The sequence below is a fragment of the Pseudomonas brassicacearum subsp. neoaurantiaca genome (genome assembly GCF_013608025.1).
GTDB lineage: Bacteria > Pseudomonadota > Gammaproteobacteria > Pseudomonadales > Pseudomonadaceae > Aquipseudomonas.
Map to the genome: position 1 here is coordinate 237,745 of NZ_VDLV01000033.1, position 23,738 is coordinate 261,482.

At 60.8% G+C, this 23,738-nt stretch carries 22 protein-coding genes; 8 read left to right on the forward strand and 14 right to left on the reverse strand.

Features of this window, described 5'->3' with window-relative positions:
* Positions 1-134 precede the first annotated feature (134 nt).
* The 3 genes from FHK92_RS18405 to pdxH all read left to right on the forward strand — a co-directional run bounded on the left by FHK92_RS18405 (position 135) and on the right by pdxH (position 3,076).
* Positions 135-1,280, forward strand: a complete 1,146-nt coding sequence (locus FHK92_RS18405; protein WP_181289292.1) for a serine hydrolase domain-containing protein — start codon at positions 135-137, stop codon at positions 1,278-1,280.
* 119 nt (positions 1,281-1,399) lie between these two features.
* Complete coding sequence (locus FHK92_RS18410; RefSeq protein WP_181289293.1) at positions 1,400-2,404, forward strand: OmpA family protein; 1,005 nt, start codon at positions 1,400-1,402, stop codon at positions 2,402-2,404.
* Positions 2,405-2,428: 24 nt separating this feature from the next.
* Positions 2,429-3,076 carry a pyridoxamine 5'-phosphate oxidase gene (gene pdxH / locus FHK92_RS18415; RefSeq protein WP_181289294.1) on the forward strand — a complete coding sequence of 216 codons (648 nt, stop codon included), beginning with the start codon at positions 2,429-2,431 and terminating at the stop codon, positions 3,074-3,076.
* On the opposite strand, the gene FHK92_RS18420 is transcribed toward pdxH, so the two are convergent.
* The gene (locus FHK92_RS18420; RefSeq protein ID WP_181289295.1) at positions 3,024-3,308 is read right to left on the reverse strand and encodes a hypothetical protein; all 285 of its coding nucleotides are present in this window, start codon (positions 3,306-3,308) and stop codon (positions 3,024-3,026) included. The genes pdxH and FHK92_RS18420 overlap by 53 nt on opposite strands.
* Before the next feature lie 169 nt (positions 3,309-3,477).
* Between FHK92_RS18420 and FHK92_RS18425 the strand changes: the two genes are divergently transcribed.
* A complete protein-coding gene (locus FHK92_RS18425) occupies positions 3,478-3,942 on the forward strand; it encodes an outer membrane lipoprotein (protein ID WP_024776354.1) in 465 nt (154 codons plus the stop codon).
* A gap of 88 nt (positions 3,943-4,030) precedes the next feature.
* On the opposite strand, the gene nhaA is transcribed toward FHK92_RS18425, so the two are convergent.
* Entirely contained in the window at positions 4,031-5,218 is a 1,188-nt protein-coding gene (gene nhaA, locus FHK92_RS18430) for a Na+/H+ antiporter NhaA (RefSeq protein WP_181289296.1), read from the reverse strand.
* Between the two features lie 271 nt (positions 5,219-5,489).
* Here nhaA and FHK92_RS18435 point away from each other — a divergent pair, with 271 nt between their 5' ends.
* Positions 5,490-6,584 carry a PLP-dependent cysteine synthase family protein gene (locus FHK92_RS18435; RefSeq protein WP_181289297.1) on the forward strand — a complete coding sequence of 365 codons (1,095 nt, stop codon included), beginning with the start codon at positions 5,490-5,492 and terminating at the stop codon, positions 6,582-6,584.
* Positions 6,585-6,696: 112 nt separating this feature from the next.
* On the opposite strand, the gene FHK92_RS18440 is transcribed toward FHK92_RS18435, so the two are convergent.
* The 3 genes from FHK92_RS18440 to FHK92_RS18450 form a co-directional block, all read right to left on the reverse strand.
* Positions 6,697-8,310: an NAD(P)/FAD-dependent oxidoreductase gene (locus FHK92_RS18440; protein ID WP_181289298.1), complete on the reverse strand. Its 1,614-nt coding sequence runs from the start codon at positions 8,308-8,310 to the stop codon at positions 6,697-6,699.
* A gap of 108 nt (positions 8,311-8,418) precedes the next feature.
* Positions 8,419-9,093 (reverse strand): COG3650 family protein, encoded by a 675-nt coding sequence (locus tag FHK92_RS18445; RefSeq protein WP_181289299.1) that lies wholly within the window; start codon positions 9,091-9,093, stop codon positions 8,419-8,421.
* Between the two features lie 60 nt (positions 9,094-9,153).
* Complete coding sequence (locus FHK92_RS18450) at positions 9,154-9,753, reverse strand: short chain dehydrogenase (RefSeq protein WP_181289300.1); 600 nt, start codon at positions 9,751-9,753, stop codon at positions 9,154-9,156.
* Between the two features lie 105 nt (positions 9,754-9,858).
* On the opposite strand from FHK92_RS18450, the gene FHK92_RS18455 reads away from it, so the two are divergent.
* Entirely contained in the window at positions 9,859-10,767 is a 909-nt protein-coding gene (locus FHK92_RS18455; RefSeq protein ID WP_181289301.1) for a LysR family transcriptional regulator, read from the forward strand.
* A gap of 118 nt (positions 10,768-10,885) precedes the next feature.
* Here the strand turns inward: FHK92_RS18455 and FHK92_RS18460 are convergent, their stop codons facing one another.
* The 6 genes from FHK92_RS18460 to FHK92_RS18485 form a co-directional block, all read right to left on the reverse strand.
* Positions 10,886-11,587: an ABC transporter ATP-binding protein gene (locus FHK92_RS18460; protein WP_181289302.1), complete on the reverse strand. Its 702-nt coding sequence runs from the start codon at positions 11,585-11,587 to the stop codon at positions 10,886-10,888.
* Positions 11,588-12,355 carry a high-affinity branched-chain amino acid ABC transporter ATP-binding protein LivG gene (gene livG / locus FHK92_RS18465; protein WP_181289303.1) on the reverse strand — a complete coding sequence of 256 codons (768 nt, stop codon included), beginning with the start codon at positions 12,353-12,355 and terminating at the stop codon, positions 11,588-11,590.
* A complete protein-coding gene (locus FHK92_RS18470; protein ID WP_181289304.1) occupies positions 12,352-13,608 on the reverse strand; it encodes a high-affinity branched-chain amino acid ABC transporter permease LivM in 1,257 nt (418 codons plus the stop codon). The genes livG and FHK92_RS18470 overlap by 4 nt, the downstream gene beginning before the upstream one ends.
* Positions 13,605-14,528 carry a high-affinity branched-chain amino acid ABC transporter permease LivH gene (gene livH / locus FHK92_RS18475; RefSeq protein ID WP_181289305.1) on the reverse strand — a complete coding sequence of 308 codons (924 nt, stop codon included), beginning with the start codon at positions 14,526-14,528 and terminating at the stop codon, positions 13,605-13,607. Before livH ends, FHK92_RS18470 begins: the two co-directional genes overlap by 4 nt.
* A 230-nt stretch (positions 14,529-14,758) precedes the next feature.
* Complete coding sequence (locus FHK92_RS18480; RefSeq protein ID WP_181289306.1) at positions 14,759-15,886, reverse strand: branched-chain amino acid ABC transporter substrate-binding protein; 1,128 nt, start codon at positions 15,884-15,886, stop codon at positions 14,759-14,761.
* A 60-nt stretch (positions 15,887-15,946) separates the two neighbouring features.
* Positions 15,947-16,195, reverse strand: a complete 249-nt coding sequence (locus FHK92_RS18485) for a hypothetical protein (RefSeq protein WP_181289307.1) — start codon at positions 16,193-16,195, stop codon at positions 15,947-15,949.
* Positions 16,196-16,225: 30 nt separating this feature from the next.
* On the opposite strand from FHK92_RS18485, the gene FHK92_RS18490 reads away from it, so the two are divergent.
* On the forward strand, positions 16,226-16,531 hold the full coding sequence (locus FHK92_RS18490) for a DUF2288 domain-containing protein (protein WP_181289308.1): 306 nt from the start codon (positions 16,226-16,228) through the stop codon (positions 16,529-16,531).
* A 285-nt stretch (positions 16,532-16,816) separates the two neighbouring features.
* Here the strand turns inward: FHK92_RS18490 and FHK92_RS18495 are convergent, their stop codons facing one another.
* Entirely contained in the window at positions 16,817-18,994 is a 2,178-nt protein-coding gene (locus tag FHK92_RS18495) for a hypothetical protein (RefSeq protein WP_181289309.1), read from the reverse strand.
* Positions 18,995-19,359: 365 nt separating this feature from the next.
* On the opposite strand from FHK92_RS18495, the gene FHK92_RS18500 reads away from it, so the two are divergent.
* Entirely contained in the window at positions 19,360-20,709 is a 1,350-nt protein-coding gene (locus tag FHK92_RS18500; RefSeq protein ID WP_181289310.1) for a spinster family MFS transporter, read from the forward strand.
* 150 nt (positions 20,710-20,859) lie between these two features.
* Here FHK92_RS18500 and FHK92_RS18505 read toward each other — a convergent pair whose 3' ends face one another.
* Together FHK92_RS18505 and pobA are read right to left on the reverse strand one after the other, a co-directional pair.
* The gene (locus tag FHK92_RS18505; RefSeq protein ID WP_181289311.1) at positions 20,860-22,377 is read right to left on the reverse strand and encodes an MDR family MFS transporter; all 1,518 of its coding nucleotides are present in this window, start codon (positions 22,375-22,377) and stop codon (positions 20,860-20,862) included.
* A 61-nt stretch (positions 22,378-22,438) separates the two neighbouring features.
* Positions 22,439-23,629, reverse strand: coding sequence for a 4-hydroxybenzoate 3-monooxygenase (pobA, locus tag FHK92_RS18510; RefSeq protein WP_181289312.1), 1,191 nt, complete (start codon positions 23,627-23,629; stop codon positions 22,439-22,441).
* Positions 23,630-23,738 lie beyond the last annotated feature (109 nt).

The following is a 23,738-nucleotide window of genomic DNA, read 5'->3' on the forward strand; positions in this document are numbered from 1 at the left end:
CGGTCCGGCGGGAGCAAGTTCCCTCACCACAGGAGACTGCGCTTAACCAGCCGTCTCACGAAGGTTCACAAAAACACCAATGGCTGAAACAATGCCAGCTACCTGAAAAAGTCTTTGTTTCAACGGAGTTGCGGGTGCAAATTCAAGGTCATTACGAGCTTCAGTTCGAGTCGGTGCGTGAAGCCTTCGCCGCGCTGTTCGACGATCCCCAGGAACGTGGCGCTGCGTTATGCATCCAGGTGGGTGGCCGCACCGTTATCGACATCTGGGCCGGCACCGCCGACAAGGATGGCAGTGAAGCCTGGCACAGCGACACCATCGCCAACCTGTTCTCCTGCACCAAGACATTCACCGCCGTCACGGCCCTGCAATTGGTGGCCGAGGGCAAGTTGCAGTTGGATGCCCCGGTCGCGCGCTATTGGCCTGAATTCGCCGCAGCCGGCAAACAATCGATCACCCTGCGTCAGTTGCTTTGCCACCAGGCCGGTCTTCCGGCGCTGAGGGAACTGTTGGCCCCAGAAGCACTTTATGACTGGCAGACCATGGTCGATGCCCTGGCCGCTGAAACACCTTGGTGGACGCCCGGCGAAGGCCACGGTTATGCCGCGATCACCTACGGCTGGTTGGTGGGCGAACTGCTGCGCAGAGCCGATGGCCGTGGGCCGGGGGAGTCCATCGTGGCTCGGATCGCCAAACCCTTGGGCCTGGATTTTCACGTTGGCCTGGCCGACGAAGAGTTTCATCGCGTGGCGCATATCGCCCGGGGCAAAGGCAATGTCGGCGACGCAGCGGCCCAGCGCCTGTTGCAAGTGACGATGCGCGAGCCCACGGCGCTGACTACGCGGGCCTTCACCAACCCGCCGTCGATCATGACCAGCACCAACAAGCCCGAATGGCGGCGTATGCAGCAACCGGCAGCCAATGGCCACGGTAACGCCCGCAGTCTCGCCGGGTTCTACGCCGGCCTGCTCGATGGCAGCCTGCTGGAAGGTGAAATGCTCGATGAGCTGACCCGCCAGCACAGCTTCGGCGAGGACAAGACGTTATTGACCCAGACCCGCTTCGGCCTGGGGTGCATGCTCGATCAGCCTGATCTGCCTAACGCGACCTTTGGCCTGGGGCCGCGAGCGTTTGGTCACCCTGGGGCAGGAGGCTCCATCGGTTTTGCCGACCCGGAACATGATGTCGCGTTCGGTTTCGTGACCAATACACTCGGGCCCTATGTCTTGATGGATCCGCGTGCGCAGAACCTTGCGAGGGTGCTTGCCACTTGTCTATAAAGCGCCACTGAGGTGAGCGGATACAGGAACCTCGTGTTCCTTTTGGTTTCCAAGCGTCTGTTTATGCGGCCGGAACATGGCCTTTGTTTTTTCATCTAGATCATTTTGTGGATTATCCAATGTCATCGAACAAAACCCTTGCCCTGGCGCTGTGCTTCGCCATTACCGGTTGCGCGCAAAATCCACAAAATGATGCCGAGGGCGGCAGCGCCTGGTGGCCGTTCGGGTCGTCCGACAAGGTTGCGAGCAAGGATCCGGCCCCGGAGACTCCGGTGAAACCCGCTACCGTCGCACCGCAGGCGAAGGCCGAAGCCGAGAGTAACGGCAAATGGTGGTGGCCATTCGGCGGCAAGGATCAGGAAACCGCCAAGGCGGTGCCGATGCCTGACCCTAAAGTCACCCAGGCCTGGCTCGACGACTATGAGCCGAAATTGCGCACCGCCATCAAGGACAGCAAGCTTGAACTCGAGCGCCGCGATAACGTGCTGGTGGTCACCGCGCCCGTGGACAGCTCGTTCAACCCGGACCGTCCGGCCATGCTGCTACCGGTGACACTCGGCCCGTTTACCCGTGTCGCCAAGGTGCTTGAAGCTGACCCGAAAACCGCCGTGCTGATCCTCGGTCACGCTGATACGTCCGGCGCGGCGCCGGCCAATCTGAAACTCAGCCAGGAACGTGCCCAGTCCGTCGCAGCGATTTTCCGCCTCAGCGGATTGCAGCGTGATCGGCTGATGCTGCGCGGCATGGGCTCGGTGGCGCCACGTGCGGCCAACGACAGTGTTGAAGGTCGAGCCTTGAACCGTCGCGTGGAGTTGTTGGTCACTCCGGCCAATACCATGGTTGCCTTGTTGAGCAAATACAACATGCCGGCCCCTGCACCGATGACGATGGTTGCTGCGCAGGACGTGAAGCCGGCGGCCCCGGCTCCGGCCGCTGCGCCGAAAAAAGCCGCAGCCCCGGCCACCAAGAAAGCGGCGGCCAAGAAGGCTCCTGCGAAGGCGCCCGCGAAGGCTCCTGCGAAGAAAAGCCCGGCCAAGAAAGCCACCCCGGCGAAGAAACCAGAGCCGGCCAAGGCTGCGACCGATGCGAAAAAAGTCGCTGCCGCCGACACCCCCAAACAGTGATTGGCTAATCACAAGGAACGCGCCATGACCCAAGCGCTGGCTGATATGCGTCGTGACTACACCCGTGATGGCTTGACCGAGGCGCAAGCCCCGGCCGAGCCGTTCGCGCTTTTCCACCAATGGTTTGCCGACGCGGTGAAAACCGAACAGGCCCCGGTGGAGGCCAACGCCATGACCCTGGCGACCGTGGATGCGGACGGTCGTCCCCACTGCCGGATCCTGCTGCTCAAGGGACTCGATTCCCAGGGCTTCACATTCTTCACCAACTACGACAGCGCCAAAGGTCAGCAAATTGCCGCGAATCCATTCGCGGCCATGACGTTTTTCTGGCCGACCCTGGAGCGCCAGGTGCGCATCGAAGGCAAGGTTGTGAAAGTCACGGCGCAGGAATCGGACGCGTATTACCAGGTCCGGCCGCTGGGCAGCCGCCTCGGTGCGTGGGCCTCACCCCAGAGCCGGGTAATCGCCGGGCGCGGTGAGCTTGAGGATCTGCTCAAGGCCACCGAACAACGTTTCAGCGACAGCCAACCCCATTGCCCCGAGCATTGGGGCGGTTATCGGCTGCTGCCCGAGCGTATCGAGTTCTGGCAGGGCCGCCCGAGCCGCCTTCACGACCGTCTCAACTACCGCCTTCAAGGGGCGGACTGGATTCGCGAGCGCCTGGCGCCGTGACATCCGGATAATCTGTCGCAGCGGCGTCGAGCCATTGCGGCAGGTCCCGTCGCTTGATTCGTTGTTCACGGGCGCGGGCCAATTGTTCCAACATGTAGCTTTTCTTCTGCTCGTCCTGCCCCGCCAGCGACAATGCCAGGTCGCGGTCCGCCCAACGTTTGATGCGTACGTACAGCCACCAGTGGAAGTACAGGCCGGCCAAGGTGGTCGCGACGATGATGAAGTAATCCATGAAAAATCCTGGGTCAATGACGCAGACTTTTGAAATTGGCGCTACTGTGTGATGAATTTTTTCGGGTGCGCCTGTATCCCACCTGAATGAAAGCAAATTTTCCCGGTGAAGCCGTGACAGGCGTCAAGCCGGGGAGTTTAATGGATCCCTGTCTTTTGGAGTTGATGCTATGCGTAAGTCTGTTTTGCTGGTTGCTTCCTTTTCCACGATGGCGATGTTGCTCACTGGCTGTCAGTCGAGCCTGACCGGTGACTCCTATTCCCGTGACGAAGCGCGTCGCGTCCAGACGATTCGCATGGGGACCATTGAATCCCTGCGCCCGGTCAAGATCGAAGGCACCAAGACCCCGATCGGCGGAGCTGCCGGTGCGGTGGTCGGTGGCGTGGGTGGCAGCGCCATCGGTGGTGGCCGTGGCAGCATCGTAGCAGCCGTCATCGGTGCAGTGGCCGGCGGCCTGATCGGCTCCGCGACTGAAGAAGGCTTGACCCGTACCCAGGGTGTTGAAATTACTGTTCGTGAAGATGACGGCAGCATGCGTGCCTATGTGCAGCAGGTTCAGGAGAATGAGGTTTTCCGCGTGGGTGAGCGGGTGCGGATTTCGACTGTGGGTGGTACGAGTCGCGTATCGCACTAAGTTGGTTTGATCCTTCCTTGGAATGGGTGCATATCCATTCCTGCGGAACCGCCAGCAGCCGTTACCGCAGAAACGGATATGCACACCATCACGAAGCCGTCACAGCAATCCTGCGACTGGCCATAGCCGTAACCCCATACCCAATCAACGCCGCCAGGATCGACCCGGTAAGAATCCCCATCCGATCCATGCCCGCGTACTCACTCACACCCGGCTCAAACGCCAGGGAGCCTACGAACAGGCTCATCGTAAAGCCGATCCCGCAAAGTATCGCCACCCCCAGTATCTGCCCCCAATTAGCCCCGGCGGGCAGGCTGGCGATGCCGATCTTGACGGCCAGCCAAGTCAGGCCGAACACGCCGACGGTCTTGCCAAGCAACAGGCCGATCGCAATGCCCATCGGCACATGATGAGTGAAGCTCTCCACCGTGACGCCATTCAGCGACAGACCGGCGTTGGCGAACGCAAACAGCGGCAGGATGCCGTAGGCCACCCAGGGATGCAGGGCATGCTCCAGTGTCAACGACGGCGAGGTTTCGGCGTTTTTCGTGCGCAGCGGAATGCAGAACGCCAGAGTCACACCGGCCAGCGTGGCGTGGACGCCGCTCTTGAGTACGCAGACCCAGAGAATCAACCCGACCACCATATACGGTCCGAGCTTGACCACGCCCATCCGGTTCATCGCCACCAGGCCGGCTATGCACGCGGCGGCCAACCCCAGCGACAAGGTCGACAAGGCACCCGAATAAAAGATCGCGATGATAATAATGGCGCCCAGGTCGTCAATGATCGCCAGGGTCATCAGGAACAGCTTGAGCGACACCGGGACCCGCTTGCCGAGCAATGCCAGCACGCCCAGGGCAAAGGCGATGTCGGTGGCGGTCGGAATAGCCCAGCCAGCGAGGGCGGCGGGATTGTCGCGGTTGAGGAACCAGTAGATCAGGGCCGGTACCAGCATGCCACCGATCGCTGCTGCGCCTGGCAAGACGATTTGCGACGGCTTCGACAGTTGTCCGTCGAGCACTTCGCGTTTTACTTCCAGGCCAATCAGCAGGAAGAACAACGCCATCAAGCCATCGTTGATCCACAGCAGAAGGGGCTTGGCGATTTTCAGCGCACCGACTTGTGCAACCACTGGCGTGTCAAGCAAGCCCTCATAGAGCCAAGACAATGGCGAGTTGTTGATGAGCAGGGCCAGCACGGCGGCGGCGATCAGCAACAGACCACTGGCTGCTTCGAGTTGGAAAAACCGTGATAGAGAATTACGTAGAGCCAAGGTTGCTCTCCATTTCATCATTTCAAAAAGATGGCACACCCTAACCTGTACCGTTGGTTACTAAAACAAAAGTTATATTCTATTTTGTTATATGTCGTTGCAAAGCACTGTCTCAGGTGATCAGGCAGTTCCGTGCCATATTGGACCTTAGCTGTACCTGTGCGGGATGTCGGTTTTTTCCTAAGCTTGCGTCTCGTATTTCCGAACCAGATCGTGCCCCACGGCCATCGGTCTGCCTGTGTCGTACCGATCCAGTGAGAACACACACACCATGAACGACCACCGCCAGTGGGCGCGCGAGGCCATTCGCATCATCGAGGCCGATTTCCAGCGCAGCGCCGATACGCACCTGATCCCGCTGCCGTTGCCGGGGTTGCCGGGCATAGAGCTGTATTTCAAGGATGAGTCGAGTCATCCCACCGGCAGCCTCAAGCATCGGCTGGCCCGGTCGCTGTTTCTCTACGCGTTGTGCAACGGCTGGCTCAAGCCCGGTGCGCCGGTGATCGAGGCGTCCAGCGGATCGACGGCGATCTCCGAGGCTTATTTCGCAAGATTGCTGGGCCTGCCGTTTATTGCGGTGATGCCCGCGAGCACCTCCCGGGAAAAAATCGCACAAATCGCCTTCTATGGCGGCCAGAGCCATCTGGTGAATGATCCTACGCAGATTTACGCCGAATCCGAGCGCCTGGCCCATGAGCATGACGGGCATTTCATCGACCAATTCACCTACGCCGAGCGCGCCACGGACTGGCGAGCCAATAACAATATTGCCGAGTCGATCTTTCAGCAGATGCGCTTCGAGCAGCATCCGGAGCCGACTTGGCTGATCTCCAGTCCCGGCACCGGCGGCACCACCGCCACCCTCGGACGCTACGTACGCTACCGCCAGCATTGCACTCGTGTGCTGTGTGCCGATGCCGAGCGGTCGGTGTTCTTTGACTACTACCGCAGCGGCGATGCCAGCCTGCGCCTGGATTGCGGTTCGCGGATCGAAGGCATCGGCCGACCGCGGGTCGAAGCGTCGTTCCTGCCCAAGGTCATCGATGCGATGGTCAAGGTGCCGGACGCCTTGTCTCTCGCGGCCATGCACTACCTGGCCCAACGCTTGGGTCGGCGGGTCGGCGGTTCCAGCGGCACCAACCTGATCGGCGCGCTGATTGCCGCAAGATGCATGGCGGACGCCGGCGAATCGGGCTCGATCGTGGCGATTTTGTGTGATGGCGGGGAGCGTTACGCCACGACTTACTACGACCCGGGGTGGCTCAAGGAGCAAGGGTATGAATTGGATGCGTTGATCAGCGCGGTGGCGGCGTGTGTGGAGCGGGGCGAAGCGCTGCCGGAGAGTGTGTTGCGGGCCAATATCTGAATCACCGCGATCCCTTGTGGGAGCGAGCCTGCTCGCGAAAGCGGTAGATCAATCAATCTATATTGAATGTCCGGCCGCCATCGCGAGCAAGCTCGCTCCCACAGGTCCGGTGTCAGGCCTCGAGGCCGAGCATGTCCCGCGCCACCGCCTCGGCAATCCGGATTCCATCGACGCCCGCCGAGAGGATCCCGCCCGCATAACCGGCGCCTTCGCCTGCCGGGAACAAGCCTTTCACATTCAAGCTCTGCAGTGTTTCGTTTCGCGTGATGCGCAGCGGCGACGACGTGCGCGTCTCGATGCCGGTCAGCACGGCGTCATGCAGCGAATAGCCACGGATCTGTTTTTCGAACGCAGGCAGCGCTTCGCGGATGGCTTCGATGGCGAAGTCCGGCAATGCCAGGGCCAGGTCGCCCAAGGCAACCCCAGGCTTGTAGGACGGTTCGACGCTGCCCAGCGCCGTGGACGGCTTGCCGGCGATGAAATCGCCCACCAGTTGCGCAGGGGCTTCATAGTTGCTGCCGCCCAGCACGAAGGCATGGGATTCGAGACGTTCCTGCAACTCGATGCCCGCCAGCGGGCCACCTGGATAATCCACTTCCGGAGTAATGCCGACAACGATGCCGGAGTTGGCGTTGCGCTCATTACGCGAATACTGGCTCATGCCGTTGGTCACGACGCGGTTCGGCTCGGAGGTTGCCGCCACCACGGTGCCGCCCGGGCACATGCAGAAACTGTACACGGAACGGCCATTCTTGGCGTGGTGCACCAGTTTGTAGTCCGCGGCGCCGAGTTTCGGGTGTCCGGCGTACTTGCCCAGGCGCGCGCTGTCGATCAGCGATTGCGGGTGTTCAATGCGGAAACCCACCGAGAACGGCTTGGCTTCCATGTACACGCCACGGCTGTGGAGCATGCGGAACGTGTCCCGGGCGCTGTGGCCCAAGGCAAGAATTACATGTCTGGAATGGATCTGTTCACCGCTGGCCAGCTCGACGCCGATCAGTTGGCCGTCCTCGATCAGCACATCTGTGACCCGCTGTCCAAAGCGGACTTCGCCGCCCAGGGCGCGAATCTGCTCACGCATGTTTTCCACGACGCCTGTCAGGCGGAACGTACCGATGTGTGGCTTGCTGACGTAAAGGATTTCTTCCGGCGCCCCGGCCTTGACGAACTCGTGCAGGACCTTTCGCCCGAGGAATTTCGGATCCTTGATCTGGCTGTAGAGCTTGCCGTCGGAGAAGGTTCCCGCGCCGCCTTCGCCGAACTGCACGTTGGATTCGGGGTTGAGCACGTTTTTGCGCCACAGGCCCCAGGTATCCTTGGTGCGCTGGCGCACTTCCGGGCCTCGTTCGAGGATGATCGGCTTGAAGCCCATCTGCGCCAGCAACATGGCGGCGAAGATGCCGCACGGGCCGAAGCCGACCACGATCGGCCGTTCGCTCAGGTCGGCCGGCGCCTGGCCAACCACCTTGTAGCTGATGTCCGGCGCTTCGTTGACGTTACGATCATCGGCGAACTTGCGCAGCACGCTGGCTTCATCCCGCACCGTCAGGTCGATGGTGTAGATGAAGCACAGCTCGGAGGATTTCTTGCGTGCGTCGTAGCTGCGCTTGAACAAGGTGAAGTCGAGCAGGTCATCGCTGGCGATGCCCAGGCGTTGCACGATGGCGGGACGCAGGTCTTCTTCGGGATGGTCGATCGGCAGCTTGAGTTCGGTGATTCGTAACATGACGGGGTCCGGTTCGCGGGGCGCACTACTGCGCCAGGGCGTATTTCAAACCGGCGATTATAAGCCGCAAACCCGCTTTCGGTGAGGTTTAAACAACTTCCCGTCGGATCAGTCGTCGCGCGCGCCGCCGAAATAGGCACAACCGCGCTGGACCTGGCCATTGACCCGCAACTCCGCAGTCATGTGTTGCACGCTGCCGGACTTACTGTCGACACAGCGCGCAGGCGTGACCCAGAGCTCGACTTTCTGGCCGTTGGCCTCGGTGCCAAGGTTGAAGCGGCCGTCGCCCAGTTGCTCCTCGACGTAAGGCACCGCCAGCGGCGATTGGCCTTCGCGATCGAGGACCAGGCCTTTGCCGGTGGCCGTGAGGGTCCATTCTGGGCTGTGGCCCGTTGCGCGCAGAATCACGCGCTTGAAGTCAGCGTCGTCGCAAGCGGTCCCCGAAGGTTCCAGACGATACAGTTGCTCCACATCCAACTGGCTGCCGGTACCGGCCGACGGGCTGGAAACGATGCGGCCGCGCAGGTCGGCGAACAACTTGCCGCTATCATCCGCCAAGGTGGCGGCTTGTTGCAGGACGCTGGTGCCGCCGGTGTCATTGATAATATAGCGGCGCTGTTCCTGGCATGGCTGGAACACCAGCTTTCCATCCGCCGCCGTCAGTTCGCCTTGCATACGCGTCTGCCCGGCATGGGACGCGCTCTGGCGCGGGGCTTCGAGCAACTGGCAGCCGCCGAACAGCGGGAAAAGGGCGACAAACAACAGGGAACGAGCGGCACGCATCATTGGGTCTCCAGACAAGTGCCGCCACGTTACTCAGACTGATCCATCATCACAAGGGGGTTAGCCCACGTGAAAGGTCTGTCCGGTTTGTAGGCCTTCGACACTCTTGGCGTAGGCCAATGCCACTTCCGCTGCGGGAACCGGCTTGTAGCCACGGAAGTACGGCGCATATTTATCCATGGCTTCCAGCAGCACGTTCGGACTCACCGAATTGATCCGCAGCCCTCGTGGCAATTCGATTGCCGCCGCGCGCACGAAACTGTCGAGGGCGCCGTTCACCAGGGCTGCCGAGGCGCCGCTTTTGATCGGGTCGTGGCTGAGTACGCCAGTAGTGAATGTGAAGGATGCACCGTCGTTGGCAAATTCGCGGCCGATCAGCAGCAGGTTCACCTGACCCATCAGTTTGTCTTTCAAACCGAGGGCGAAGCTTTCTTCAGTCATGTCGGACAAGGGCGCGAAGGTGACATTGCCCGCGGCACAGATCAGCGCGTCGAAGCGTCCGGTCTTTTCGAACAGGGCGCGGATCGAGGCGCTGTCGCTGATGTCCACCTGAACGTCACCGCTGTGTCGGCCGATGCGCACGATTTCGTGGCGGGGCGATAACTCGTTATCGATGGCTGAACCGATGGTGCCGTTGGCGCCGATCAACAGGATTTTCATGGGCTGTACCTCAGTGGGGTTGAACGAGGTTGAAGTCTAGAGTGGATTTTCCTGGGGATAAGCGTGCTAATGGGAAACCTTTGGTTTTCATTTGGAAACAATCCAATGAGCGAAATAGACGACCTCGCCGCGTTTGCCGTGCTGGTGGAGGCTGGCAGTTTCACCTTGGCGGCGCAGCAGTTGGGGTGCAGCAAGGGGCAACTGTCCAAGCGCATCAGTCTTCTGGAGGAACGGTTTTCGGTGCTGCTGCTCCAGCGCACGACACGGCGCTTGAGCCTCACTGCGGCGGGCGCTGCATTGTTGCCTCAGGCCCAGGCGTTGCTGGTCCAAGTGGAAAGGGCGCGTCAGGCATTGGCGCGCTTGAAAGGCGAAGTTTCCGGGCCGGTGCGTATGACGGTTCCGGTTTCGTTGGGTGAAACCTTCTTCGAGGGGCTGCTTACCGAGTTTGCCCTGGCCTATCCCGACGTGCAGATCGAGCTGGAGCTCAATAATGGCTATCGCGATCTGTCCCGCGATGGCTTTGACCTGGCGATCCGCTCCGATGCGGCGATCGATGAGCGATTGGTGGCTCGTCCGTTGCTGGCCTGGCATGAAATGACCTGCGCCAGTCCGGCTTATCTGGAGCGCTACGGCGAGCCGCAAACGCCCCAGGCCTTGGCGGAGCATAAGTGCTTGCTCAACAGTCACTACAGCGGACGGGAGGAGTGGCTGTATCACCAGCAACATGAACTGCTACGGGTGCGAGTGTCCGGGCCGTTTGCCAGTAACCATTACAGCCTGTTGAAAAAAGCCGCTCTGGCGGGGGCTGGAATTGCCCGTTTGCCGTCTTACCTGCTCAACGAGGAGTTGGCCGATGGACGGCTGCGCTGGCTGCTGCGTGATTTCCAGACCCGGCGTATGCCGATGTATCTGGTGCACCCGTACCAAGGCGGATTACCCAAGCGGACGCAAGTGCTGGCCGATTATTTGATTGAGTGGTTCAAGAGGAGCGGGGAGGCGTTGGATCGGTTGTAGCAGTTCCTGACGCTTACCTTTTGTGGCGAGGGGATAAATCCCCTCGCCACAAGGGGCGGCACTTGCGATCGGGGCGAAAAAAAACGGCCCGAAGGCCGTTTTTTTCATTGCAACAGACTCAACCGCCCAAGTACGCCTCGCGCACTTTCGGGTCGGTCAGCAGCGCTTCACCGGTGCCTTGCATCACCACGCGACCGTTCTCCAGCACGTACGCCCGGTCGGCGATTTTCAGCGCCTGGTTGGCGTTCTGCTCCACCAGGAACACCGTCACGCCATCCTTGCGCAGCTGTTCGATGATGTCGAAGATCTGCTGGATGATGATCGGCGCCAGGCCCAGGGAAGGCTCGTCGAGCAGCAGCAGCTTGGGCTTGCTCATCAGCGCACGACCGATGGCGAGCATTTGCTGTTCACCGCCGGACATGGTGCCGCCGCGCTGGTTAAAACGCTCTTTCAGGCGTGGGAAAAGGTGCAGCACCTTGTCCATCTGTTCCTGGTAGTCGCCCTTGTCGGTGAAGAACCCGCCCATGGCGAGGTTTTCTTCCACGGTCAGTCGGGCAAACACCCGACGACCTTCCGGCACCACCGCGATGCTCTTGCGCATGATGCGCGCCGAGTCCTGACCCACCAGTTCCTCACCCATGTAGCGGATGCTGCCGCTGTGGGCCTGGGGCGAACCGCAGAGCGTCATCAGCAGCGTGGACTTGCCCGCGCCGTTGGCACCGATCAGCGTGACGATTTCGCCTTGGCGGACCTCGACGTTGACGCTGTGCAGGGCCTGGATCTTGCCGTAGAAGGTGGAAACGTTTTCGAACTGCAGCATTTACGCTTCCCCCAGGTAGGCTTTGATCACTTCAGGATTGTCGCGGATCTGTTCCGGCGTGCCGTCGGCCAGGGGCGTGCCCTGGTTGATCACGACGATGTGGTCGGAAATGCTCATGACCAGCTTCATGTCGTGCTCGATCAGCAGCACGGTGACGTTGTGCTCCTCGCGCAACACGCTGATCAGCGCCTTCAGGTCCTCGGTTTCCTTCGGGTTCAGACCGGCGGCCGGTTCGTCGAGCATGAGGATCCGCGGGCGGGTCATCATGCAGCGGGCGATTTCCAGGCGCCGTTGTTGACCGTAGGCCAGGGTGCCAGCGGTACGGTTGGCGAACTCGGTGAGGTTGACCTTGTCCAGCCAATACTCGGCGTACTCCATGGCCTCGCGTTCGCTCTTGCGGAACGACGGGGTCTTGAACAGGCCGGCAAAGAAGTTGGTGTTCAAGTGACGGTGCTGGGCGATCAGCAGGTTCTCGACCGCCGTCATGTCCTTGAACAGCCGCACGTTCTGGAAGGTCCGCACCACGCCCTTGCGAGCGATGTGGTGGCCGGCCAGGCCCTGGATCGGCTCGCCATCCAGCAGGATGGTGCCGCCGGTGGGCTGGTAGAAGCCAGTCAGGCAGTTGAACACCGTGGTCTTGCCCGCGCCGTTCGGCCCGATCAAGGCAACCACTTGTTTCTCTTTCACGGTCAGGGCCACGCCGTTGACCGCCAGCAAGCCGCCGAAGCGCATGCTTAAATTTTCGACTTTCAGGATCTCGCGGCTCATTTGCGCAGCTCCATGTGCGGGCGTTGCATAGGCAGCAGACCTTGAGGACGCCAGATCATCATCAGCACCATCAAGGCGCCGAACATCAACATGCGGTATTCACTGAATTCACGCATCATTTCGGGGAGCAGGATCATCACGATCGCTGCCAGGATCACACCCAATTGCGAGCCCATCCCGCCCAGCACGACGATGGCGAGAATGATCGCCGACTCGATGAAGGTAAAGGACTCGGGCGTCACCAGGCCTTGGCGAGCGGCGAAGAAGCTGCCGGCGAAACCGGCGAACGCAGCGCCCAGGGTAAACGCCGACAGCTTGATCACGGTCGGGTTGAGACCCAGCGCACGGCAGGCGATTTCGTCTTCACGCAGCGCTTCCCACGCACGGCCGATCGGCATGCGCAGGAGGCGGTTGATGACGAACAACGCCGCCAGGGCCAGCAACAGGGCAACCAGGTAAAGGAAGATCACCTTGTTGATCGAGTTGTATTCCAGGCCGAAGTACTCGTGGAAGGTCTGCAGCCCTTCGGCGGCTTTACGCTCGAAGGTCAGGCCGAAGAACGTCGGTTTCTCGATGTTGCTGATGCCGTTCGGACCACCGGTAATGTCGGTCAGGTTGCGCAGGAACAGCCGAATGATCTCGCCAAAACCCAGGGTCACGATCGCCAGGTAGTCACCGCGCAAGCGCAGGACCGGGAAGCCCAGCAGGAAACCGAAGGTCGCGGCCATCATCCCGGCGATCGGCAGGCAGATCCAGAAGCTCAGGCCGAAGTAGTGGGACAGCAGCGCGTAGCTGTAGGCGCCGACGGCGTAGAAACCGACGTAGCCCAGGTCCAGCAGGCCGGCCAGGCCTACGACGATGTTCAGGCCCAGGCCGAGCATCACGTAGATCAGGATCAGCGTGGCGATGTCCACCGCACCGCGCGAGCCAAAGAACGGCCACACCAGCGCCACGACGATCAGGCCCAGCACGATCCAGCGTTGGGTCGACGGCAGGGTGAGGAAGTTGCTGGCCTTGGCCGGGATCACCGGCACGCCGGGCGACGCCTTCCACGCCGCGCTGATCTGCGTGCTGAACAGCACCCGCAGAAACATCAGCACAGAGCAGATCGCGATGGTGGCGAGGATGGCCGGGCTGGTGCCGTGCACTTCCAAGTTGATGCCGACGATGGTCAGCTTGAGACCGAGTACCGGGTAGGCCACGGCCCAGACCAGCAGGGCGCTGAAGAGCGCCGATTTGAGATGCCTAGTCATACTTTCTCAACCTCCGGACGGCCCAGGATGCCGGTCGGCCGGAATAACAGAACCAGAACCAACAAGCCGAACGCCACGACGTCTTTGTACTGATCGCCGAAGATATCGGCGCCAAAGGCTTCCGCCACGCCCAGCACCAGCCCGCCGAGCATCGCGCCGGGGATGCTGCCGATGCCGCCGAGTACCGCGGCAGTGAAGGCTTTCAGACCGACGAGGAAGCCGGCGTTGGGGTTGATTACGCCGTATTGCATGCTCAACAGCACCGCGGCGATCGCCGCCAGGGCGGCACCGATGACGAAGGTCAGGGCGATGATGTTATTGGTGTTGATACCCAGCAGGTTGGCCATCTTGATGTCCTCGGCACAGGCGCGGCAGGCGCGGCCCAGGCGGGAACGGGAGATGAACAGCGTCAGGCCGAGCATGGCGACCAGGGTCACCACGAACACCACGATTTGCATGTAGGAAATCAGCACTTCATGTGCCCCCCCTGGCCCGATGGCGAAATTGCCCGGAATCAGGTTGGGGATTGCTTTGTCCTTGGAGTCTTGCGAAAGCAGAACCGTGTTCTGCAGGAAAATCGACATGCCGATGGCGGAAATCAGCGGGATCAGACGGTTGCTGCCGCGCAACGGGCGATAGGCGATCCGTTCGATGCTGTAGCCATAGGCACTGGTAACCACGATGCTCGCGAGAAACGCCGCGGTCATCAACAGCGGGACACTGTCGAGTCCCATCATGGCCAGCCCGGCGATGGCGATGAACGCCACGTAGGAGCCGATCATGTACACCTCGCCGTGGGCGAAGTTGATCATTCCAATGATGCCGTAGACCATCGTATAGCCGATGGCGATCAGGGCATACGTGCTGCCAACGGTCAGGCCGTTAACCAGCTGCTGGAAGAAGTGATAGATGTCAGGCATTACAGCGCTCCTAAAAACCTGATACGCATTTCACTGGTGGAGTCATTTTCCCGCCCGGGCCCCATGGATCTTCATCCACTTCGAACACGAGGTTTGCCAGCGAACCGCTGATGACGGTTTTGAGATTTTCAGGTGGGGAGACTGGCGGATCACGCCAGCGCGGCCCAATACATTTAAAACAAAGCCCACGGCACGCCGTGGGCTTTATTGGCAGTCAGTCAGGCCAGGCCTTACTGAGGCGATACTTCAGTTTTAGGCTTGCCGTTGTGCCACTCGTAGACCACGAATTTGAAGTCCTTCAGGTCGCCCTTGTCGTCGAAGCTCAGGTCGCCGGTCGGAGTCTTGAAGGTACCTTTGTGAATGGCCTCGGCCACTTTGGCTGGATCTTCGGACTTGGCAGCCTTGATGCCTTCGGCGATCACTTCAACAGCCGAGTAGGACGGGAATACGAACGGGCCGCTCGGGTCTTCTTTCTTGGCCTTGAACGCGTCCGCCAGGGCAACGTTGGCAGGATCCTGGTCAAAGGATTTCGGCAAGGTCACCAGCAGGCCTTCGGCCGCATCCTTGGCGATCTGGGTGATCGAGTCGTTACCCACGCCTTCCGGACCCATGAACTTGGCTTTGAGGCCTTTTTCCTGGGCTTGACGCAAGATCAGGCCCAGCTCCGGGTGGTAACCGCCGTAGTAGACGAAGTCGACGTTGGCCTGCTTGAGCTTGGCGATCATCGAGGAGAAGTCCTTGTCGCCGGCGTTCACGCCTTCGAAGACGGCGACTTTCACGCCTTTGCCTTCGAGGGTTTTCTTCACAGCGCTGGCGATGCCTTCACCGTACTGTTGCTTGTCGTGCAGGACCGCAACGATTTTCGGCTTGACGTGGTCGGCGATGTAGTTGCCGGCCGCCGGGCCTTGGGCGCTGTCCAGGCCGATGGTGCGGAAGATCATCTTGTAGCCACGAGCGGTGATGTCCGGGCTGGTGGCGGCCGGGGTGATCATGATCACGCCTTCGTCTTCGTAGATGTCCGAAGCGGGCTGGGTAGAGCTGGAGCACAGGTGGCCGACCACGAACTTGACGCCGTCGTTGACGACTTTGTTCGCGACCGCGACTGCTTGTTTTGGATCGCAGGCGTCATCGTATTCAACGGCGACCAGTTGCTTGCCGTCGACGCCGCCCTTGGCGTTGATTTGCTCGATCGCCATCTTGGAACCGCTGAACTGCATGTCGCCGTATTGGGCTACAGGGCCGGTTTTCGGGCCGGCGATGCCGATCTTGATGGTGTCGGCGGCAAACGAATGGCTGGCAACCCCGGCCAGAACCATAGCGGCAAACAGTTTGGAAATCTGCTTAGTAGCCTTAGTCATAGTGCTCCACTCATGCTGTTGTAGTTTTTATAGTCCTGGCGCCGTAGCAGCAGAACCGGGTCAGATATCTTGGATATCCTCGCGGAAAATGCCCCCGGCAACTGTACCGGTACAGTGTAGAGCGCCGATTGTTGGCAAGGGAAGCTGGCGCTTGGGGGCAAAACCTGAGGGTGTCGCTTTATTGAAAGAAAAAGACAGATTCGCGGCGGGGGTTGTCCGGTCAAATCGGCAATCCTTGGCTTTGCTGCGCTTTTCAATCGGTGCTGCAATTGCAACCGGGTTTTTCTGCCAGACCACCGACGTTATCATTCGCGCCGATTTCTTTTCCGGACAGCTCCCATGAATCAAGAACCTAGCACCCTCTATGCCAAATTGCTCGGTGAAACCGCATCTATTACCTGGAAGGAGCTGGAGCCGTTCTTTGCCAAGGGTGCCCTATTGTGGGTCGACCCGGCACTGGATCTGATCGCAGCCGCCGAGGCCGTTGCCCAGGACGAAGGTACCAAAGTCGCCGCCTGGCTGGGCGCCGGGCAGGTCGCCAAGCTGTCTGAAACGCGGGCGCTGGATTTTTTCGAGCGTGATCCAGAACTCTGGGCCGTAGTGGTTTCGCCGTGGATCCTGACCCAGGAAAGGGCGTCGAATTGATCGATGCACCAAATTGGTTCGTGCTTGATCCCGCTGGAAAGTGTGTAGGCGAGTAGCGTGATGGCATCCTGCCGTGGTGAAACGCCACAGGGGAGGGTGACGTATACGTAACGGGAACAGTTTATTGAGCGGCCTTTTGGCTGCTCAATTGTTTCTAGATGTTGTTTCGAGGCGTTGCATAGGCCGCCTTCGCGAGCAGGCTCGCTCCCACAGGATTTGTGAACACAAGTCCCTTGTGGGAGCGAGCCTGCTCGCGAATCGGGGCGACCCGGTTCCAAACCAGCCTCAGTAAGTCCGGCCCGTATGGTTATTAAGCGAAATAACCTTGGTCTTGCCGATCCGGTGACGGTAGATCTCGCGCAGGTACTTGATGGACTTCTTCACGCAGTCACGGGACAGGCGGATGTCGTTGATCGAGACGAACTTCTCCTTGTCGCTGATCAGCTCGCGGTACTTCTTCTCGTACATCGGCTTGATCGCGTACCAGTTGGTGTCGAGGATCTTCGCCGGATTCTCGAATTCGTTGAGCAGGTCATCGATGCGTTGTTCATCGAAATCTTCGTTGATGATGAAGTCCAGGATCGAGTTGTCCAGGGTCTCGTCGAAGCGGTACGGCGTGCGAGCGAAGCAGCGCTTGATGAATGCCACGATCAGCGTCAGGAAATCGTCCGACAGGCACGGGCTCTTGGCGATCAGGGTGGTCAGCGACAGGTTTGCCGAGGCGCCGATCACCAAGGCGTAGCGCTTCAGCGTGGTGTTGGGGAACAGGCTGTTGAGGTGGGTCTTGAGCCGGTTCAGGTCCATGTAGGACAGCTTGTAGTCTTTCGGCAACGAGACGATGGATACCACCGACGAGCAGTTCTTGAAGAAGTGCAGATCATGCAGGGCGGCGGCGTCGTAGCCGGAATTCTTGTATTGCTCAAGCGAAGCGCGATAGCGCTTGGACTCGATGGGCAGCAGGCTGATGCCTTCGATGGCCTGGGTGACCTTGTTGAAATGCGGCAGGTCGATGGAGCGGAAGAACAGGTCGTCGATGTTCAGGCGCGGCGGCTCTTTCTCGAACACCTTGAACTTGTCGCCGCTCGGCGCCGGGGTTTCCGGGACGACGGACTCGGCGTAGGCAATCGCCACCGGACCGGCCAGGCTCATGAACAGGTCGTTGGCGTCCAGACGAATGGTTTCGCCGATGTCGATGCCGGCGCGACGGAAGTAGTTCTGGTCGTAGTCGGTCGTCACGGCCTGGGCCGTCAGGATGTTGAAGATCTGCTGGGAAATGTACTGGTTGGCGTGCTTTTCCATGGCATTGACGTCAATGTTCTGGATGTTGCCGTCATCGCTTTCTTCGGCGTAGCGCATGATGTCGTTGGAGATCAGCATCATTGCGTTCCAAGGGCGGATACGGCCCATGACGCTGGCTTCGCTGCTGTCTTCGTTGGCGAAGTTGTACGAGAAATCCCATTCTTCCGAGAGATATTTGCACAACAGCCGTCCGGCGTTGATGTGCAGGGCCTCGGACATTTCGCTGCGGTGGTCGGAAATATTCGGCAGCACGCAGATGCCGCTGGTGAAGATCGGCTCGAAGACGAAGGAATGACCGCTCTTGCTGTCGTGCTCGTCCATCGGCTTGGTGTCGAACGTCTTGTTCATGTACGAGTACTGCTGGGCCAGGCCGAACTCCGAGGCCATGCCTGAACCGGTACCGCCGCCGGCGCTGAAAATCGAGAAATACAGGCGCGACTGGTTGGCCTTGATGCCGCAGCTGTCGATCAGGTACGAGTGGATCATCTTCCAGTCGGGGCTGGAGAAGCGCTGGGTGTCCTTGTTCAGGATGATCTTCGCCAGGTACTGGCCGAGGATCGGCGCGTTACCGGCACCACCGGCATGGACTTCCGACAGGTCCATGATTTTCATTTTGCTGTAGTCGCGCAGGAAGCCGCTCTTTTCGCCCTTGCGCGAGAAGCGAATGCGCCCGGCGATGTCTTTGTCCAGGTCGCCCAGCATGACCAGCGGCTCCACCAGGAACACCGGTTTGCTGGCCTTGCTGGTGCCCAAGCGAAGGTTGTTGCGGATCCACTGCGCGGGGCTGTAGCCCTTGTCGCTGTAGCCCTTGTCTTCGGCGTTGAACTCGTTGAGGTAGAACTTGCGAGCGTTGTAGACCAGCTCCGCGACGTCCAAAGCGATGTTGGAACCGCAGCGCCCGAGGCCGATCAGGCACACCGACGGAAATTCCTGCTGGCCGCGTTCGCTCTCGTCATCCACCAAGTGCGGCGGGCGCGGGAACACGGCATCACGCAGGCCGTCGAGGTTGTCGAGGATGCGGTCGGTGTTGGTCTCGGTGAAGTACAGGTATTGCTGGGTCGCCAGGGATCGCGAGCTGCTCGACAGTGTCGAGGCTTCAGGGCCGTTGGCGGCTGGGCTCAGGGTCAGATCGGAAACCGCAGTGGCTGATTTTTTGGAGGTCATTGTGCGCCGTATGCCTGGACTGGTCGGATCGACGATCTGGGTCGTCGAACCATCGCGAATGGGAACTCGCGTCCTTTGATGGCGACGCGAATGTCGGCCCAAGCGTTCAGGGCTACAGCCTGAGCAGCGCTCGGGGAGAATCTATTCCTGATCATGTTGGATCGGCCATGCCACGGCGTTCTTTAATCGAAAACAGGCGAAATGATGGCAATTGTTACAGGAAATTGACCGCCGTCATGAAACACGCTCGGCGCCATGGCCGGGTATCAGCCAGGCGAATGATTGGAGACAGCCTGCACATCGCTGTCTAGATTGCAGATTCCGGGCTCGGAAGCCTCGCCCATAACAATAAAAGAGACGGACCCATGCAGAACTCGACCCAAGCGGCGAATGCCTGGCGCATTCTGTTCCTGCTGTTCCTGGCCAACCTGTTCAACTTTTTCGACCGCACCATTCCGGCGATCATCATCGAGCCGATCCGCATGGAATGGAGCTTGAGCGACTTTCAGATCGGCATCATCGGCACCGCGTTCACCATCGTCTACGCCATTGCCGGCTTGCCGCTGGGGCGCATGGCTGATACCGGTTCGCGCAGCAAACTGATGGGCTGGGGCCTGGCGGCCTGGAGCGGCCTGACGGCGGTGAATGGCCTGGTGGGCAGTTTCTGGGCGTTCCTGTTGGTGCGCATGGGCGTGGGCATCGGTGAAGCGAGTTATGCACCGGCGGCGAACTCGCTGATTGGCGATCTGTTTCCGGCTCACCGTCGGGCTCGGGCGATGGGCATCTTCATGCTGGGTCTGCCGCTGGGCCTGCTGCTGGCGTTCTTCACCATCGGCGCGATGGTCAAGGCGTTCGACAGTTGGCGCGCGCCATTCTTCATCGCGGCGGTGCCGGGGCTGGTGCTGGCGGTGTTCATGTTTTTCATCAAGGAACCCAAGCGCGGCGCGGCTGAAACCGTGCAGGTGTCCCAGGAAAAGGTTGATAAACCGGTTCGCCGGGTGCTGGCGATTCCGACCTTTCTCTGGCTGGTGCTGGCGGGGCTGTGTTTCAACTTCGCCACCTATGCCTGCAACTCGTTCCTGGTGCCGATGCTGCAGCGTTATTTCGCCATGCCGCTGCACGAGGCGGCCGTGGCGACTGGCGTCATGGTCGGCGTAACCGGTTTGTTCGGGCTCACCTTGGGCGGTTGGGTCGCCGACAAGATTCACCAGCGCGTGCCCAACGGCCGTCTGCTGTTTGCAGCGTTCAGCCTGGCGATTTCCACCGTCACCACGGCATGGGCCCTGCATGCCGGGCGCATCGAGATCGGCGTGTTCGTCGCGGTGTTCAGCGTTGGCTGGTTGTTTGCCTATAACTTCTACACCTGCGTCTATACGGCGATCCAGGACGTGGTGGAGCCGCGCCTGCGTGCCACGGCGATGGCGTTGTATTTTGCCGGATTGTATTTGCTCGGCGGTGGCCTGGGGCCGGTGGTGGTGGGCGGCCTGTCCGATTATTTCGCCCGCACGGCCATGGCGGCCGCCGGTGTCGACCAGATGACCGAAGCGTTCAAGGCCATCGGCCTGCACGACGCGATGTACCTGATCCCGGTGGCGCTGCTGCTGACCATGGTGTTCCTGTTCCTGGCGTCTCGCTGCTTTGTCCGCGATGCCAAGCGGATGAAGGAGGGGATGAGCGTGGTGGTGGAGCCGGGTGGCGTGGTGGCGACGGCCTGATATCGCCAGACTCAAGCCCTGTGACGAGCGAGCTTTTGTGACGAGGGAGCTTGCTCCCGCTCGGTTGCGCAGCGACCGCAACATTTTTGGGGCCGCTTCGCCGCCCAGCGGGAGCAAGCTCCCTCGCCACAGGGTTCAGTGTTGTTCTGGCTAGCGAGCCTTTTCCTCTCGCCCGCGCAACAGGCGATCGGGCATCGCCACGGCAGCCGCCAGCCCCAGCAGCGACACCGCCGCGCTGATCATCAGCAGGTGGCGGAACGTTGCCTGCAATTCTTCGCGCAAAGCGTCCAGCGCCTCGCCCGGCGCGGCATTCAGGCCATCGAGCAGCACGTTGCCGGAATGCCCTTCGCCCAGCATCGACGAGCCAGCGAGCTGGGCGAAACCGGAATCCTGCAGCAACGCCAGCAGCAACGCCGACATCAATGCCACGCCCACCGCGCCGCCCAATGAGCGGAACAGGTTGGTGGTGCTGGTGGCGACGCCGATGTCTCGTTGCTGCACCGAATTCTGCGAGCCTACCAACGAGGTGGGAAATTGCATGCCGGAGGCGATGCCGCTGAGCAGCATGAACAGGCTGCTCAGCCAGAACGCAGCGGGCGGTGTGAAGGCCATGCCGAGGATGGCGAACGGGAACAGCAGGGCGCCACTGAGGATCATCGGTTTGTAGCGCCCAGTGACCGAAGTCCGCCGCCCGGCAAAATAAGCGCCGATCGGCAGCCCCATCGCCAGCGGCAGCAAGTGCAGGGCGGCGCTGTCGGCGCCGGCGCCGGTCACGCTCTGGAAGCGCAACGGCACCAGCACCGTCAGGGAGATGGCCTGGAAACTGGTGAAAAACACCGTGCACCAGCACAACACCGCGCTACGGTTGACGAAAAGATGCATCGGCAGCAACGGCTCGCGGGCGCGGCGTTCATGCCAGGCGAACAGGCCCAGCACCACTACAGCGCAACCCAGCAACCCGAGCACTTCGCGGCTGTGCCAGGCGTGTCCCTGGCCAATCTGAGTAATGCCCAGCAGCAACGCGGTCAGGCCGATGATCAGCAACACGGTGCCCAGGTAGTCGATGATCGGCGCGCGTTGCGGCACCGGCAGCCCCACCAGCGTGCGCCGCGCCACCAGCCAGGCGCCCAGGCCCAGCGGCAGGTTGATCCAGAAGACCCAGCGCCACGACAGGTATTCAGTCATGTAGCCACCCAGTACCGGCCCGGCGACGCTGGCCACTGCGTACATACTGCTGAAATAGCCCTGATAGCGACCGCGCTCGCGGGGCGGGATGATGTCGCCGATGATCGCCTGGCTCACGGAAATCATGCCGCCAGCACCGATGCCCTGGAAAATCCGCGCCAGCACCAATTGCTCCATGTTCTGCGCCATCCCGCAGAACAACGAGGCGAGGGTGAACAAGCCCATGCCGAACAGCATCAGCGGCCGCCGGCCATACAAGTCGCCCAGCTTGCCGTAGATCGGCACGGCCACGGTCATGGCAACCATGTACCCGGAGATCACCCAGGCCAGTAGGCTGACGTCTTTGAATTGTGCGGAAATGGCCGGCATCGAGACCGCGACGATGGTCTGGTCCAACGCCCCGAGGAAAATCGCCAGCATCAATGACACCAGCACGCTGCGGAGCGCGGGCTGCGGGGCTTGGGGGGTATTGAGCTGAGTCACGGTGGAACCTGCGGGCATCGTGCCTGGCGGCGAAATGCCCGCAGTTTAAATCGATAGCCGGCTATTCGATAGCCTCGTAAGGAAGGCCGACGTAATTTTCCGCAATGGTTTTTCGACCCGCCTCGGAATCGACGAAATACTCCAGCTCCGCTTCGCTGATGCGCTGGTTGAACGCATCGTCATCGAAACGGTGCAGCATCGAGGTCATCCACCAAGAGAACCGTTCAGCTTTCCAGACCCGTCGCAGGCAGATGTCGGAGTAGCGTTCCAGCAGATCCACGCGTCCGTCGCGATAGACCTTGAGCAGGATATTGAACAGCGTGCTGACATCGCTGGCCGCCAGGTTCAGCCCCTTGGCACCGGTCGGTGGGACGATGTGGGCGGCGTCGCCCACCAGGAACATCCGCCCGTACTGCATTGGCTCCACGACAAAGCTGCGCAGCGGCGCGATGCTTTTTTCGATGGAAGGACCGGTCACCAGCGTTTCGGCCAGGTCTGCGGGCAGGCGGTTTTTCAGTTCGGTCCAGAAACGCTCGTCCGGCCAGTCGGCCACCTGTTCCTCGGCGGGCACTTGCAGGTAATAACGGGTACGGGTGCGTGAGCGCATGCTGCACAGGGCAAAGCCGCGCTCGTGGCGCGCATAGACGAGTTCTTCGTGGACGGGTGGAGTGTCGGCGAGAATGCCGAGCCAACCGAACGGGTAGACGCGTTCGAAGACCTTGAGTTTTTCCGCCGGGATCGATTGCCGCGCCACGCCATGGAAACCGTCGCAGCCGGCGACGTAATCGCAATCCAGGCGCCAGGTTTCGCCGGCGTGTTCGAAGGTCACGAAGGGGTGATCGGTCGTGAGATCGTGGGGCTTGGCATTGTCGACCTGATACAGCGTCCGCGCGCCGGATTGCTCGCGCGCTGCCATCAAGTCGCGGGTGACTTCGGTCTGGCCGTAGACCATGACGTTTTGCCCGCCGGTCAGGCCCTTGAGATCAATGTGCACGCGGCGACCATTGAGGACCAGTTCAAAGCCATCGTGGGGCAGGCCTTCGGCGTCCATGCGCTGGCCAACCCCGGCCTGGCGCAGCAACTGCACCATGCCTTGTTCGAGCACGCCGGCGCGGATGCGGCTGAGGACGTAGTCGGGCGTCTGCCGTTCGAGGATCACGGTGTCGATCCCGGCGTTGTGCAACAGCTGGCCGAGCAGCAGTCCAGAGGGGCCGGCGCCGATAATGGCGACTTGGGTCTTGAGGGTTTTCATTGTTGTTATGACTCGCAAGAGGCACGCGACCAGGGTCGACGTTTATTTTTAGTAATCCTGGCGTGCATTTTTCGCTTGCGGACCTGTCAATTGAAGGGGAAAACTGCGC